Source organism: Methylolobus aquaticus (assembly GCF_054172105.1).
This window is the reverse complement of sequence record NZ_JBSYXP010000004.1, coordinates 119891-134177: the sequence shown is the minus strand read 5'-3', so window position 1 is coordinate 134177 and position 14287 is coordinate 119891. Positions and strand designations below refer to the sequence as shown.

Here is a 14287-nt window from a genome sequence, read left to right as displayed (position 1 = left end):
GTTGGTGGAAACAATTCGTGCCCGCTTCCGTATCGACTGGCCCGGCTTTACCCTGGAAACCAATCTGGCCCTTCCCGGCTCCGGCGTGACCGCGCTGTTCGGTCATTCCGGCTCCGGCAAAACCACCTTTCTCCGCTGTGTAGCCGGTCTGGAACACGCGCGAGAAGGGTTCCTGAGGGTCAACGGGCAGGTCTGGCAGGACGACGCGAAAGGCGTTTTTCTCCCAACTTATCGGCGCCCCCTAGGTTATGTCTTCCAGGAAGCCAGCCTGTTCGAGCACCTGACGGTGCGCCGGAACCTCGACTTCGGCCAGAGGCGGGTCCCGCGCGAATCCCGGAAAGTATCATTCGATCATGCCATCCACTTGCTGGGGATCGAGCACTTGCTCGACCGCCGGCCGGCAAAGCTTTCGGGGGGCGAGCGGCAGCGCGTCGCAATCGCTCGCGCGCTGCTGACGAGCCCGCGCCTGCTATTGATGGACGAGCCGCTCGCGGCGCTGGACCTGCAGCGAAAAAAAGAGATCTTGCCCTATCTGCGGCGACTCCACGATGAACTCGACATTCCGGTGCTGTATGTCAGCCATTCCCCCGATGAGGTGGCCCAGTTGGCCGATCACCTCGTGCTGCTTGCCGATGGGGCGGTAGTGGCTAGCGGTCCGCTGCAGGACACCTTGGCGCGACTGGATCTTCCCGTAGCCTTTGCCGACGATGCAGGAGTCGTGCTGGATACGGTGATTGGCTGCCACGACGAGACTGACGGACTGTCGCGTTTGGACTTCGCCGGCGGGAGCCTATTCGTGGCGCACCGTCAGGAGGCCATTGGCTATCGACTTCGCTGTCGGATCCATGCCCGCGACGTCAGCCTGACGCTCGAACGCGCGGAACACACCAGTATCCTGAACATTCTGCCGGCAACCGTGCTCGACCTTGCGCCACTGGACAGCCCCGCCCATGTGCTCGTGCGACTCGAAGCGAACGGCAGCCCGCTGCTCGCGCGGATCACCCGCCGCTCGAGCCATGCGCTCGGTCTCGCGCCAGGGCGTCCCGTCTGGGCCCAGATCAAGGCCGTGGCGTTGCTGGACTGACAATGGACGCAGCCCGCCAACGCCACGACCATTCGCCCCATTCAATTCACAACTCGGCGCTCCAACTATGCGCAAGCCCTCGCAAACCGTAACGGCACCCAGCCAACTGATAGACGGCGAACTGCGCCTGGGCGGGTATCTGAATGCCCGACTGTTCGGGTTGCTCGAAGCCATCGACCGAATCGGTTCGATCAACCGCGCCGCGCGCGATGTCGGGCTCAGCTATAAGGGCGCCTGGGAGATGATCGAGCGCGCTAACAATCTGTCACCGCGCCTGCTGATCGAAACGGCGACCGGCGGCCGCGAAGGCGGCGGCACGAAACTGACCGCGACCGGACGCAAACTACTGGATCTGTTCACAAAGCTTCAGGAGGAACACCGCCTGTTCCTGGAGCGGCTCAATCACGATGTGGCGGATGACGCGGAATTACTAATCTGGTTACGGAGATTGTTCATGAAGGCAAGCGCACGCAATCAATGGTTTGGTACGGTCACCGACGTGGATGTCGGCGCCGTAAACGCTGAAGTGCACCTACAACTGAAGGGTGGCACGCAACTGGTCGCGGCGGTGACCAAGGAATCGGTTGGGTCGTTGGGTCTGGCCAAGGGCAAAGAAGTTCTGGCCCTGGTCAAGGCACCGCTGGTGATGATCGTGGCTGACCTCGAGGGCTACCGGCTTTCGGCGCGCAACCAACTGGCCGGCACCATCACCCATCTGGAGAAAGGTGCCGTCAATGCCGAAGTCGTGATCGGGCTGCCCGGCGGCGATTCGGTCGCCGCGACGATCACCAATCAAAGCGTTGAATCGCTCGGTTTGGCGACCGGCATGCCTGCCACCGCGGTCTTCAAGGCGGGTGCGATCATCCTGGGCGTAACCGACTGACGCGTTCCCAAGCGGCAGCTCCGATTGCGGGGCTGCCCGCCCGGCGTATCCTTTCACCTCCCCCTATGTGTCGGCGCCCGCGGCTCCGCGCCGGATTCACCGGCGGATCTGCTGAAGCCACTCCGCTTTCACAGTGTCGGGCTTCAATTCCCACGCTGTCGTCGAATCGGGACACAACGTGACGTCCTCGTACGCCACGATGCGCACATCGGACTGGCTGATCATCAGTTCGAACGGCTCGGCGGACAACCGGTCGCGAATCTGCGTTTCGAGCATGGCCGCGGCGTGCTCCAGTTCGTCGTACGCAGCCCGGGCCAGATTCCCGGGCAACTCGAGCGTGCCGAGAACCATGAAGAAATCATTGTCATCGGGGTACTTGTGCGCCATCCCGCAGACTTCCTCGAGTTCGTCGCGTAAAGCACGGAGTGCGCCGTTACCGACAAAGTCCCCACCGCAATGGGGCCAGCCGATCAACGTAGCGCGCCGGTTCGACCACTGAAGCTGAAAACTCCGGTCATAGGGCGTGCGACCGGAACTGAGGAACGGCACATCGCCGCGGGCGAACCCGCCGAAACGAATACTCAGCGGCAGGTGCCGTTCAAGCGTCGGCAACAGCCGGTCGAAACGCATGACCGTTCGTTCTCCGGTTCGAGCCAGCAGATTGGCATTGATCAACGCCCCGTCGTCGTCGAGGTATTCCATCCCGACAACCGTGCCGTGAATCTGTTCCAGTGCGTAGGGCCGGAAGACGGGCTGCAAAGGCGATTTCCGGATCGATTCCAGGCAACGCGACAACAGCGCGGTGTAGCCTACCGACTTAGCTCCATAACAGGCCACCAGCGACAGCTGCTTCATGGTCGAGACCTCTGGGCCGTGGGATCGGGACGGACGGCGTGGATCGATCCGGTGGGAGACAACATCAAGACTCCGAGTTCAGGGCACAAGATCGCGAATACACCCAACTCGGTGCGTGAAACGGCCCACTCTTGCGTCGCGGAGAATGGGCCAACGCCTTCGCACCCTGAAGTCGGCAGCTGAGACCGTTCGCAGCTCTATCCCTCGCAGAGCCGGCCGCCTTGTCGTTGTATTCACAACAGCCCTGCACCGACGGCGGTTCACGCCGGCGTCATCGTCCGGTCATGACGCCCTGCTACTTTATCGCGCTTAAGCGGATGGGGCTCACCGCAACTGATAGCGCCTCCGGCTCTGGACACGCGTCGCCGAGCCGACGTTGTCCAGACGCCACAGCGGCGACGCCCAAACACCGCTCATCGGACGCTGGACCGATAGGAATCGACACCGAGGCCTGCCGCACCGCTTACCGGGAACGATGGCGCGTGGCTTGCATGCATTCTTTGAAGAAAGTGCCGGGCAAGGTGGAGGCACCGAGCGCCGCATCGACCCACGCCGCATCAGGACAGGAACCAAAGGGGGGACCCCATCATGCAAACACTCTCGCACCAATCACACTGGACCGAACGGGTTTCCCACTGCGACACCGTTCTGGCGCGTTCCTTGGTCGGTTCATGTCCAACCGAGACCGCGATCGGCGCCGATATGCGCCACACCGTCCCATTGTCCGCGCTGATGCAACGACTGTCATTGCTAGCCAGCATCGAATTGCCCTGCACCATTCAGACGGGGAATGTCGCCCGGGAACCGACCGGGAACGGCCCCGTGAAGGGCTGCGGTCGCCGAAACGGGCGTTTTTGGCTAACCATAGGGAACCTGACGCTTGAACTCCAGGAGAGCATGATCGAGACGGTGCGTCTATCCGCGCCCATGACCGGTGGCCGGCCCGACACCGGCATCGACATCGTATCGGTGAACGGCAACGTGATCGCGCGAATATCAAGCCCCCCGGATCAGGCGAATAGCGCGGTATGGCAGGACATCATGGACACCTTCGACTGCGCCTGACACCCTGCAACGGCGAGAATTTCCGACTGATTTGGTGTAAGCTCTCCGCGACTGCCTAGTCCCGCCCCGCCAGATCCTACCCGGCATACGCAGCCGCCTTGCGCGGGGTTCAAAACCATTTTCCGTAGTCAATCTGAGGAGAGTTTCCATGAGTGTGTTAGTCGGCAAAGCCGCGCCCGATTTCACTGCTGCCGCGGTGTTGGGCAACGGATCGATCGTAGACTTCACCCTGTCCAAAGATACGAAGGGCAAATACGTCGCCATCGTCTTCTATCCGCTTGACTTCACCTTCGTCTGCCCGACGGAACTGATCGCACTGGATCACCGTCTTGACGAGTTGACCCAACGTGGCGTCGAAGTGCTGGCTGTATCGGTCGATTCGCAGTTCACTCACGCGGCCTGGCGCAACACGCCGATCGAGAAGGGCGGCATCGGGGCCGTACGCTACACGATGATTGCCGACGTCAGCCACGCGATCACCAAGGCCTATGACGTGGAAGTCGAAGGCGCTGCCGTCGCGTTCCGCGGCACCTTCCTGATCGACAAGAACGGCGTTGTGCGCCATCAGGTCGTCAACGATCTGCCGCTGGGCCGCAACATGGACGAACTGATCCGAATGGTCGACGCGCTGCAGTTCTTCGAGGAACACGGCGAAGTGTGTCCGGCCGGGTGGAGCAAGGGCAAGGCAGGCATGTCGGCCAACGCCGAGGGCGTCGCCAGCTACCTGGAAAAAAACGCCAAAGACCTCTGACGAGGTTGCCGGCCGGCCGCAGGCGCACCGCAGATGATGCGCGCGCGGCGGCGAGCGAAGCGCGGGCCGTGTCGTAGCGGTCCGCGCTTTTTTGTCCGGCCTACCTTGGTCAGACGCTCGGCTTTGCCTTCATCAATGCGAACTGACGAGCCAGCACCGCAAATGCCAATCCGACGAAGATGGACGAATGCCCGACCAGACTGGACATGACGGCGGCATTCTGGGCGTGCAGCGTGGTCAGCCAAGGCTTGGCGACCATCAGGCTCCAGATGAAATTCGGCACATAGTAGGCGATGACCCCGGCCATGGCCCATGGCACCGATGGCAGGCCGCGCCCCTCCGCACTGCGATAAAACCAGATCGCGACGACTAACGCGACTATCCCACCCAACATAAGCGCATCTCCCGTTCCGACTCGTTGTTCTGTACTCGGTGTATGCGGGGACCGAGGTTACCCGCGGCCGCTACGATACAAGACCGCCGCACTGCGGTCATCCCCGCCGCGCGCCGGGATACTCAAGCGGCTCCATCAGGTACCCCAGGCAATCGAGGCGGACCGCGCGACGATCCAGGGTCAGCATGGAGGGCATCACCGGCCTGACCGACCGTAGATACCCATCCTCGACATGAAAATACCTTGCGGCCACGTCATCGCCACAGCCATTGATCACCTGCAACGGAAGTCGGTCGGTGTGAACGCGGGCCCATTTGAAGCCCGGTGGCACTGGCGTGAAGTTCAATCGATCCAGATCGGGTATCAACTCGAGCGCGGCGTCGCCGGCCCCGAACCCGAATTCGATGTCGGGCGGGACCAAGACCTGCGCGACGGACTCGTACAGGTCGAGATCGTGACGAGCCACCGGATGCTCCGGAATATGGTCGAGGTGTAGGCAGGCATCCAGGTACTCCAGCGCATGCTCGGCGCCGAAATCCGTCCCCGGCTTGCCGCATTCCAGGGTCACTGCCGGACATATATCCGCGAACGCGGCCGAGCAGGTGCCGGTGGGGCGCGTGGAATAGATACATAAGCGACCGAACAGCGCAGCCAGCTGGAGCGTCGGGTGATCCATACGGTCAACGCAGGCATAGTGCGGATTCAGGCCGGTATTGTTGTGCACATCCACGCAGGCCAGGACACCGCGCTGCGTCATCAACTCGACAACCTGACGAGCCAGTTTTGCTTCGTTCCTGTCGCCGAGTACCGTACCCGGCCATATCCGATTGTAATCGGGTTGATCGTCACGACGCCGAACGCCCAGGCGTGACGCCTCGAGGTTCCCAAAGAACAGCGACAAGGCGCGCGGCAAGGGGCGCGCTTCGTAACGCCGCAACAGCCCTTGCACCGCCTGCAGGCCGGTGGTCTCGTTGCCATGCAGCAGGACAGCCACAAACAAGGGTTGCGGACGCAGTCCGGGCAGATGCAGCAGGGAGCAGGAGGGCAACACGGCGTGCAGCGAGTCCGCCGACGCGTCCAGCAGACCCTCCGGAATACTGTTGTGTTGTGTCAGCACAGCCCGTTCATTCATATGGCCCACTCATGGACGGGGAGCCCACCCTTCTGGCGCTGCAGGTACTCTCGTGTCATCGCAGTGAATTGGCCAGGGTATCGCCGGAGAAAACGCCGCTGCCAATCACTTCCGGTTTGGCCGGTGACGCACCGTGCTTCGATAATAGCAAGGTATCGGTCGCTTTCGTCCGAGTCGATACCCAGTGTTGACAGCCCGCTCCGTGCCGCCTCGATCATCTGCCGCACCACATCGCGCGCCGCCACCTCACGCCCGCCAAACCATCGCAAGCGGGCGCCCAGGCTGTCGCGAGCCGCCGCATAGAAATTGGTCGTCACGTCTCTGAAACTTGGCTCGGACCCTGCGGGCGGAGAGACGACCAGACTCTCGACTAGGCCGAAAAACAGCGCGGCGCTCGCCACCATATCGACGGTCGTGGGCCCGGCCGGCAGCACGCGATGCTCGAGGCGCAGATGCGGCCGCCCGTCAGGGTCGAAACCGACCACAGGCCGGTTCCAGCGCCAGATCGTGCCGTTATGCAACCGCAGATGGGCAAATCGCGTCGCTGGCTCATCACAGAGCATGGGCAGCAACACCGGGAATTCATCGCGGTTTTCCTCGAACAACTCGGAAATCGATTCGCGAACCCAACCACTGCCGAACCCGACGCGCGCATGGCTTCCGCCGCCCGCGCCATGGTAGCCGGGCACTGCAACTGCTTGTTCGAACAGCGGGATCCGGGTTTCTGCCCAAAGATCCCGCTGGAACAGATAGGGAGAGTTGACGCTGACCGCGAGCACCGGCGCCGACGCCATCAGCGCCGCATTGTAATGCCGCACGGCGTCGGCAGCCGACAACTGCCAGTGCAGTTGAAACGAAGTCGCCGCGGCTTCGAGCATGACATCGCAATGCTCTGAGCGGAGCTCCTGCTTGCCGGCGATGTCGAGCCGTATCGGCTCGCCGTGGCGCGCAGCGAACACCTGGTCATTCAGTGCACGGTAACGGTTGAGGGGGGACAGATTTCTCAGATTCAGCTGGTCATCGCGCAACGTAGGCAGGGTGCCGATCATCAGGATATCGAGATCCAGCGCGCCAGCCGTCTCACGTGCCCGAGCCAGAACGGCGTCCAGTGATCGCTGCAAGCCACTCAGGAACTGCCCCCTCAGCGGTGCCGGAGGCGTATTGAACTCAATGTTGAAACGGCCGAGTTCCGCGCCGCATGCCTCGTCCTCGAAGCGCGTGAGGAACCGGTCGTTCAGCGGCGCCGGATCGAGCGCCTGATCAACCAGCCAGGCCTCAAGTTCGGCACCGCCGACATGTCCTACCGTCGACAACCGTCCTTCGACAATCTGCTGGGCCAGCAAGCGAGTCTCGTCCTCTAGTCGGAGGCGAAATGCCTGACCCTCCGCCCTGGAGAAGCTGGCGCTGCCAATTTCCTGTCCCATGGCTACCCCCTACGAGTTGTTGGGAAAGCGCCGACTCGAGGTGGTCGTGCGATACCCTATCCCAGTCAGGACACGCCAGATCTAGACCCGCGTCGGGATTGAGCTGGAACCGGCATGCAAGGCGGCAACTTGCGGTGAGTCCCGCGGAATGCGTAGAATCGGCGTGACGATGGCCGCCCGGTTCGCGCTTCGCGCGAGGCCGCGGCTCCATCCGCACGCCCCAGCGGGTGTAGTTCAATGGTAGAACTTCAGCTTCCCAAGCTGATAGCGTGGGTTCGATTCCCATCACCCGCTCCAACTGCCTGACGACCAACCGATCGCCGTTCAATCCGGCCGAAGCAGCCCGACGAACGACGAGCAGCGGTCATCAATACCGGTCAACAGTGGGACCGGTGCCGCGCGGTTCTTTCACCGTCCATCGCCAACCCCACTCGTTTCTGCCCTCTGCCTGATCGCGACCAAAGCCCGCACGGCACAACGCCCTCGCTAAACGCAGCAACCGATCCCCTATCGGTTCAAAAGGGGTGGTACTGGAACAGCCAGGTTTCGGACATGACCTGATCATTGAAGCGCAGGAAGCACCGCATTTCGACGGGTTCCGGGCCGGACACGGCCAAGTCGAAGTGAGTGCGCCAGTGACCGGGGACGTCGTCCGGAACGGCCTCGATCTCGATTCGGGACAACTCGCCACGCGACACGGTAATGACCGGTTCCGGCTTCTCACCGAACGGGATCTTCTCCAGCGGCTTCCCAAGAAACTCGATCATGAACTTACGCACACCCTTGGGTCGCGGCTTCCCGGGCTGCCCACCATTGCCGAGTCGGGTTGCCACGCAACGCGCCAGCGGGCTCGGATAGGGCTCGTCGGCCAGCCAGTGAAGTGTGTACGCGAAGTCGTAACTCTGCCCCGCCTTGGCCGGCTCGGCCGGCACCCACATCGCAACGATGTTGTCGTGAATCTCGTCGTCGGTCGGAATCTCGGTGAGCTGGATCGCACCCGCTCCCCAGTCGCCCCTGGGCTCGACCCAGGCGGAGGGCCTGAGATGGTAACGAACCCCATCGTGATAGTGATCCAGAACGCGATCACGCTGCGACAGTCCATAGCCGCGGGGCGTGCGGTCCTGAAAGCTGGATACCGAAATATGCGGTGGATTGTTGAGGGGACGCCAGATGTGCTCCCCAACGCCATTCCAGATCGCGAGTCCGTCCGAGTCGTGGACCTCCGGACGCCAGTCGACCGCCGTTGACTTGGACGTCTCGGAAAACCAGTACATGGACGTCAGTGGCGCGATGCCGAGACGGTCGACATCCTTGCGCAAATAGAGCGCCGCCTGGATGTCCATCATGACGCCTTTGGTCCGATGTAGCGCGAACCGGTAAGCACCCGCCAGGCTGGGACCATCCAGCAAGGCGTAGACAATCAGCGGATCACTCGCCTTGGCAGCGCCTTCAAACCAGAACGCGGTGAAGTCCGGAAACTCCTCAGGATTGGATGTCCCGGGAGCGATCGCGATTCCGCGGGCCGATAACCCGACCTGCCCCAGCGCTCCGATGGCGCGGAAGTACGAGGCGCCGAGGAAAGTCGCCCAGGGCTCACGTTTCTTCCAGTCCGGACCGTCGCGTCGTTCGTGGACCCAGAAACCGGCGAAGGCCGACGGTTCGGGCTTGAGGCCGCGCGCTACGTGATCCGGCCCGGCATTGAAAAGACGAGGATCGTAGGCGATTTCCCGCGCCTGACCCTTTTCCACGACATGCATCTTGACGGTCTTGGGAAAGAACATGCCGACATGCTGAAAAGTGACCGGGTAGGCACTACCGGAGTCCGCCCACAAGGCGGCCTCCTTTCGATAGCTCAGTTTGCCGTGCGCGTCATAGTCGATCTGCTTGACGATTTCCGGGTCCGGCTGTGGCGGCGGCACGTAGTCACGACTGGCCCGCTCGCGGGCCATGGACTTCAATGCGTCAAAGCTGAACGGACCCGGGGCACCCAGAGCCAACCTGACTCGGGGCTCGGATTCCGCACCGGCCACCCGCAGCGCCGAGAATGCGCTGGCAGCCAAAGTCAATTGCATGAAATGTCGACGCGTGAGGCTCATGATTGTGGTCTTGGTCGTCCGTTGATGTTTTTCGCGGGCATAGGCACGCTCCGCCCTGCCCTTTTTACCAAAACCAGGTCGTCCGCTGCCAGTTTTGCATCCCGTCCGTATTACACTAGGTGACATGCGTGACTACCCCCTGCAACAGCCACACGCCAGCCGAGTGGGTTCATTGCCCAGTGTGGGCGACCGTACGCATCGGTGAGGATGCCGCGACAAGGCGAGCCGCGTTTCGACATGAAACCCCGCTACCGTAACGAACATGGCGCCCGCTTGATGCCGCTACGATGAGCCATTCTCCGCCCAGGCCACAAACCCTAGACTCCGGGACGGGCGTCGCGGTTTCGATTTCAAAGCTGTCACGCCACTTCGGGGGGCGGCAGGTACTCGCGGATTTCGACTTGCGCATCGATGCTGGCGAATTTCTCGCCGTGCTCGGGCCTTCCGGTTGCGGCAAGTCCACGTTGCTGCGGTTGATTTCGGGACTGGATCAACCCGACGCCGGGCGGGTTGCGATCGACAGCAGTCCGTGGCCTATTGCCTATGTTTTTCAGGATCCTAGTCTCCTGCCCTGGCGCACCGTTCTGCACAACGTCGCACTACCGCTGGAACTGACTGGGGTACCGAAGGAGCAACGCCTGCACGCTGCAGCCGAACTGCTGGCTACCGTCGGACTCGGCGAGGCGGCCGGGCGCTTTCCCGCACAGTTGTCGGGTGGCATGCGGATGAGGGTCTCGCTGGCACGCGCGCTGATAACCGAACCCCGGTTACTGTTGCTCGATGAGCCCTTCGCCGCCCTGGATGCACTGACCCGCCAACATCTGGATGACTACCTTCAGGGACTGTTCATGGCACACCGGATGACGGTCGTGTTCGTGACGCACTCGATCGCCGAAGCGGTCTTCCTTGCCGATCGTACGATCGTGCTGTCGGCGGAAGGCGGTACGATCCTGACGGATCGCCCCATCGCCTTGGCCCGGCCGCGGCAAGAGGCCGTGCAAATCACCGTCGAGTTCGCCTCCGAATGCGCGGCGCTGGCGCAAGTCCTGGCTCAGGGCCGTTCGGCATGACGCACGGCTCACGCCTGTCTGCCATGCTTCCGCCGCTCGTCAGCCTTCTGGTGATCGGAGCGGGCCTCGAACTGGCCTTGATGGCCACGGCCACACCGACCTACCTGATGCCGCGGCCATCCGTGGTACTGTCGGCCCTCGTCGACGATGCCGGCGAACTGTCGCGGGCGACCTTACAGACCGCCCTGGCCGCATCGCTGGGCCTTGTGTTCAGTGCGGTGTTCGGAGGCACCATCGCGGTCGTACTCTCCATGCACCCCTGGGTCCGGCGGGCCTTCTATCCCTACGCGGTGTTCTTTCAGACGGTGCCCGTCGTAGCGATCGCACCGATGCTGGTCATCTGGTTCGGCTACGGGATCAGGGCCATCACCGCCGCGGCGTTCATCGTGTCGGTGTTCCCGATCATCGCCAACACGCTCAGCGGGCTGTTATCGACCGACCCGGCACTCTGCGATCTTTTCCGCATCTACCGCGCCGGGCGGTTGGCGACCCTGCTCAAGCTCCGACTCCCCAGCGCGATTCCCCATTTCCTGACCGGTCTGCGGATCGCCTCCGGACTGGCGGTGATCGGCGCCATCGTGGGTGAGTTCGTCGCTGACACGTATCAGGCGGGCGGCGGCATCGGTACCGCGATCGAGGTGGCGATCAAGGAACAGAAAACCGACAAGGTCTTCGCCGCCGTGCTGATGGCCTCGCTGCTGGGCCTGGGTTTTTTTGCACTGGTCAACCTGGCGAGCTTTCTCAGCATGCGCCACTGGCATGTTTCGGAAACCAAGGAGTAGACGGGATGCACATGAGGTATTCAGCGGGCTTCCTGCTCGCGCTGGTGCTTAACCTCACCGGCTGTTCGGCAGGCGGCGACGCGCCCGCAGCGGATGGCCGCACACCGGTTGCCCTGCAACTGAACTGGGTGCCGGAACCCGAGTTCGGAGGCTACTACGCAGCGCTGCAGATCGGGGCCGATCGAGAAGCAGGCTTGTCTCTCGACGTGCGCGGTGGAGGTCCGGGAACGCCCGTCGAGCAGATGGTGGCCGCGGGCCGTATCGATTTCGGAGTCTCGAGTGCCGACAACGTGCTGATCGCGCGTTCGCGTGGCGCCGATCTCGTAGCCATCTACGCGGTGTACCAGACTTTTCCGCAGGGCATCATGACCCACTCCGGGCGAGGGCTGAAGTCGCTGGCCCAGGTCTTCGAGAGCGGCACCATCGCGATGGAACCGGGGACACCCTACGAACGGCTGCTTCGGCAGCGCTTCGGGCTGGACAAAGTGCGCGCCGTACCCTACACCAACAATCTGGCACCGTTCCTTCACGATCCCTTGTTCGCCCAGCAGTGTTTCATCACCGCGGAGCCGATAGCGGCGCGACGCGCGGGCGCCGATCCCCAGGTGTTCCCATTGACCGACGTCGGATATAACCCCTATGCCGGAGTCATCATCACCCGCAGTAAGGTGATCGCCGAAAAGCCGGAGCTAGTGCACTCTCTGGTCGCCGCGGTGCGCCGCGGCTGGCAGGCCTATCTGCAGGACCCGCGGGCCGCGAATGCGGAGATGCACCGACTGAATCCGACGATGGATTTGGAAACGTTTGCCGCCGTTGCGGCGGCCCAAGAGCCGCTGATCGCCCCTGCCGATCGAAGCGAGAGCGAACTTGGCAAGATGCGACTCGAACGCTGGGAAGCCCTAGCGACACAGCTCACCGAGCTGGGCATCATCGATAGGGCCGAACCGAGCCACGCCTTCCACAACCCATGAGCCGTAGGTTTCAGGCCGGCAGATCAAGTGCTCCGACGCCGACTTCGCAGCATGACAAGCCGTAACGGTTGAAAACACGCGCCACCTCCCCAACATGCGGTATGAGGTGGCAGTGCGCTGTACCAGATTGCTCTCGCCGTTTGCGAGGCCTTTCCTGCGTCACTGTCGCCGTCTCGTGGCTTACGCCTCTAACCCTGGAGTGACTGCAACGTGAAACGCGACTACCGCAGCCAGCGCTGGCTGATTAGGACCGCCGGCGGCTTCATCCTGGCCGGCATCGGACTCGTCTTCATCCTCTTGTAAACTGTTCGGGCCATCATCGGAGCGGGTGCCTCGGCTGCTCGCTCCAACCCTCTGCCAGACGCACCTCTCGTCCAGACTCCCCGTGGCCTGACAATACATTGTGGCCCCGCACCATGGGAGAATGGATGCGGACGGATTCAAGCAACAGGAACGGCATGGGTCGAGAGAACGAACGGTGTCAGGCAACACGCAAGCGGTCGGCAGCGCTGCATCGAATCTTTGGTATCCCGGTACTGTCGGCCCTGCTGATGCAGTCAGGGTGCATGTCGGCAATCTCACTGAAGCAAGCGGTTCAAGGCTACAACACGGCAACGACCGACATTCTCGCCGAGCAACTGTTGGCCAACATCGTCCGGGCGGGGCAACGCCGGACCGCCCACTTCACCGGCGTCACGAGCATCGCCGCCACCTTCAACTACACGGTCAACGCCGGCGCCACCCCCGCACTGACAGGCGATAGTGGCGGCATGATTCTGCCCACATTTGGGGGCAGCGCCTCGGACAATCCAACCTTCAGCATCGTTCCCATCGAGGGCGAAGACTTCTCCAAGCGGCTGCTCAATCCGATGGATGAAGGGAAATTGACGCTACTGCTGCGCCAGTACACCGACATTGATCTGGCACTGCGCCTGATGGCAGGCGAGGTGCGCATCGAAGAGCAAGGACAGGAGCGCTCATTCCGAAATCGCCCCTCCCATGCGGCGGGCTATCCGCTGTTTCGCCGCATCGTCTTGCATCTGTCCTCGATCCAGGATCGCAACCATCTCTACGTGGAACCCCTGACCTTCGTCCGCGAGTGGACGCTGCCGGTCGAATCCGTCACGGCGGAAGGCTTCCAGGCGCTGGAACACGAGTACGAGGTCACCTACGACGCGAAGGCCAAGACCTACCGGCTGCAGAAGCAGGAGGAGGGAAGGCTGATGATCACGAACTATGACCCAGACGCCCTGACCAACGAAGAACGGCTCCGCCTTAACGATGTGATCGAGCACAACGCACCGAATGAGATCGCCATCGACATCCGAGCTGGATTTCCGGGGGGTGAATTTCCGATCGCCGGCAAATTCCGGCTGCGCAGCTTCATGAACGTGCTCGCCTTCGTCGGCCGTGATTTGACCGACGAGCCGGAGTACGACGTTGCACCCGATCCGCGCACGCCGCCGGTGCGCGAGAACCCGCCCCATACGCTGGAACTTGTTTCATCGCCCTTGCCGATCCTCGACGCGGAGCAGACCGCGCATCTGAATGGCCGGTACTACGCATTGAAACAGGATATCGGCTATCCGTGGAACCGCGCCGCCTTTCAGTTGCTGACAACGCTCTATCAGATGACCGTCGTCGATCTGCCGCGTTTCAACACGCCGGCCATCACGATCGCCAAATAGGCGGGAAAAAGAGCGGTTTCCGAAATCAATGACGATTTCCGGTCACTGCGGTCATTCGCCGCACCTTACCCCCGATTTCCTTTGACCCAGGC

At 62.4% G+C, this 14287-nt stretch carries 13 protein-coding genes and 1 tRNA gene; 9 read left to right on the top strand and 5 right to left on the bottom strand.

From position 1 onward, the window contains the following. Positions 1-4 precede the first annotated feature (4 nt). Together modC and ACW73L_RS06665 are read left to right on the top strand one after the other, a co-directional pair. Complete coding sequence (gene modC / locus ACW73L_RS06670; RefSeq protein WP_498920882.1) at positions 5-1084, top strand: molybdenum ABC transporter ATP-binding protein; 1080 nt, start codon at positions 5-7, stop codon at positions 1082-1084. A gap of 67 nt (positions 1085-1151) precedes the next feature. After that, positions 1152-1967, top strand: a complete 816-nt coding sequence (locus ACW73L_RS06665) for a TOBE domain-containing protein (RefSeq protein ID WP_498920880.1) — start codon at positions 1152-1154, stop codon at positions 1965-1967. Positions 1968-2063: 96 nt separating this feature from the next. Here ACW73L_RS06665 and ACW73L_RS06660 read toward each other — a convergent pair whose 3' ends face one another. Further along, positions 2064-2822 carry a hypothetical protein gene (locus tag ACW73L_RS06660; protein WP_498920878.1) on the bottom strand — a complete coding sequence of 253 codons (759 nt, stop codon included), beginning with the start codon at positions 2820-2822 and terminating at the stop codon, positions 2064-2066. A 588-nt stretch (positions 2823-3410) separates the two neighbouring features. Here ACW73L_RS06660 and ACW73L_RS06655 point away from each other — a divergent pair. Beyond that, the gene (locus tag ACW73L_RS06655; protein WP_498920877.1) at positions 3411-3887 is read left to right on the top strand and encodes a hypothetical protein; all 477 of its coding nucleotides are present in this window, start codon (positions 3411-3413) and stop codon (positions 3885-3887) included. Positions 3888-4035: 148 nt separating this feature from the next. Further along, on the top strand, positions 4036-4638 hold the full coding sequence (locus ACW73L_RS06650) for a peroxiredoxin (RefSeq protein ID WP_498920875.1): 603 nt from the start codon (positions 4036-4038) through the stop codon (positions 4636-4638). 109 nt (positions 4639-4747) lie between these two features. On the opposite strand, the gene ACW73L_RS06645 is transcribed toward ACW73L_RS06650, so the two are convergent. The 3 genes from ACW73L_RS06645 to ACW73L_RS06635 form a co-directional block, all read right to left on the bottom strand. Beyond that, positions 4748-5032, bottom strand: a complete 285-nt coding sequence (locus ACW73L_RS06645) for a hypothetical protein (protein ID WP_139557363.1) — start codon at positions 5030-5032, stop codon at positions 4748-4750. Positions 5033-5129: 97 nt separating this feature from the next. Then, on the bottom strand, positions 5130-6164 hold the full coding sequence (locus tag ACW73L_RS06640; RefSeq protein ID WP_498920872.1) for a M14 family metallopeptidase: 1035 nt from the start codon (positions 6162-6164) through the stop codon (positions 5130-5132). After that, a complete protein-coding gene (locus ACW73L_RS06635) occupies positions 6161-7588 on the bottom strand; it encodes a glutamate-cysteine ligase family protein (RefSeq protein WP_498920871.1) in 1428 nt (475 codons plus the stop codon). Before ACW73L_RS06635 ends, ACW73L_RS06640 begins: the two co-directional genes overlap by 4 nt. 223 nt (positions 7589-7811) lie before the next feature. On the opposite strand from ACW73L_RS06635, the gene ACW73L_RS06630 reads away from it, so the two are divergent. Further along, positions 7812-7885 (top strand) — tRNA-Gly (locus ACW73L_RS06630). A gap of 218 nt (positions 7886-8103) precedes the next feature. Here ACW73L_RS06630 and ACW73L_RS06625 read toward each other — a convergent pair. Then, on the bottom strand, positions 8104-9684 hold the full coding sequence (locus tag ACW73L_RS06625) for an OpgD/OpgG family glucan biosynthesis protein (RefSeq protein WP_498920869.1): 1581 nt from the start codon (positions 9682-9684) through the stop codon (positions 8104-8106). 401 nt (positions 9685-10085) lie between these two features. Here ACW73L_RS06625 and ACW73L_RS06620 point away from each other — a divergent pair, with 401 nt between their 5' ends. The 4 genes from ACW73L_RS06620 (at position 10086) to ACW73L_RS06605 (ending at position 14195) form a co-directional block, all read left to right on the top strand. Continuing rightward, entirely contained in the window at positions 10086-10754 is a 669-nt protein-coding gene (locus ACW73L_RS06620) for an ABC transporter ATP-binding protein (protein ID WP_498920867.1), read from the top strand. Between the two features lie 23 nt (positions 10755-10777). Further along, positions 10778-11536, top strand: a complete 759-nt coding sequence (locus tag ACW73L_RS06615; RefSeq protein ID WP_498920865.1) for an ABC transporter permease — start codon at positions 10778-10780, stop codon at positions 11534-11536. Between the two features lie 5 nt (positions 11537-11541). Next, positions 11542-12507, top strand: a complete 966-nt coding sequence (locus ACW73L_RS06610) for an ABC transporter substrate-binding protein (RefSeq protein ID WP_498920863.1) — start codon at positions 11542-11544, stop codon at positions 12505-12507. A 458-nt stretch (positions 12508-12965) separates the two neighbouring features. Then, the gene (locus ACW73L_RS06605; protein ID WP_498920861.1) at positions 12966-14195 is read left to right on the top strand and encodes a hypothetical protein; all 1230 of its coding nucleotides are present in this window, start codon (positions 12966-12968) and stop codon (positions 14193-14195) included. The last annotated feature ends 92 nt before the right edge of the window (positions 14196-14287 follow it).

Excerpts from the sequence above, each read along its gene's own strand:
- ACW73L_RS06665 (WP_498920880.1), top strand. The coding sequence starts at position 1,152 with ATGCGCAAGCCCTCGCAAACCGTAACGGCACCCAGCCAACTGATAGAC.
- ACW73L_RS06660 (WP_498920878.1), bottom strand. The coding sequence starts at position 2,822 with ATGAAGCAGCTGTCGCTGGTGGCCTGTTATGGAGCTAAGTCGGTAGGC.
- ACW73L_RS06655 (WP_498920877.1), top strand. The coding sequence starts at position 3,411 with ATGCAAACACTCTCGCACCAATCACACTGGACCGAACGGGTTTCCCAC.
- ACW73L_RS06650 (WP_498920875.1), top strand. The coding sequence starts at position 4,036 with ATGAGTGTGTTAGTCGGCAAAGCCGCGCCCGATTTCACTGCTGCCGCG.
- ACW73L_RS06645 (WP_139557363.1), bottom strand. The coding sequence starts at position 5,032 with ATGTTGGGTGGGATAGTCGCGTTAGTCGTCGCGATCTGGTTTTATCGC.
- ACW73L_RS06640 (WP_498920872.1), bottom strand. The coding sequence starts at position 6,164 with ATGAATGAACGGGCTGTGCTGACACAACACAACAGTATTCCGGAGGGT.
- ACW73L_RS06635 (WP_498920871.1), bottom strand. The coding sequence starts at position 7,588 with ATGGGACAGGAAATTGGCAGCGCCAGCTTCTCCAGGGCGGAGGGTCAG.
- ACW73L_RS06625 (WP_498920869.1), bottom strand. The coding sequence starts at position 9,684 with ATGAGCCTCACGCGTCGACATTTCATGCAATTGACTTTGGCTGCCAGC.
- ACW73L_RS06615 (WP_498920865.1), top strand. The coding sequence starts at position 10,778 with ATGCTTCCGCCGCTCGTCAGCCTTCTGGTGATCGGAGCGGGCCTCGAA.
- ACW73L_RS06610 (WP_498920863.1), top strand. The coding sequence starts at position 11,542 with ATGCACATGAGGTATTCAGCGGGCTTCCTGCTCGCGCTGGTGCTTAAC.
- ACW73L_RS06605 (WP_498920861.1), top strand. The coding sequence starts at position 12,966 with ATGGGTCGAGAGAACGAACGGTGTCAGGCAACACGCAAGCGGTCGGCA.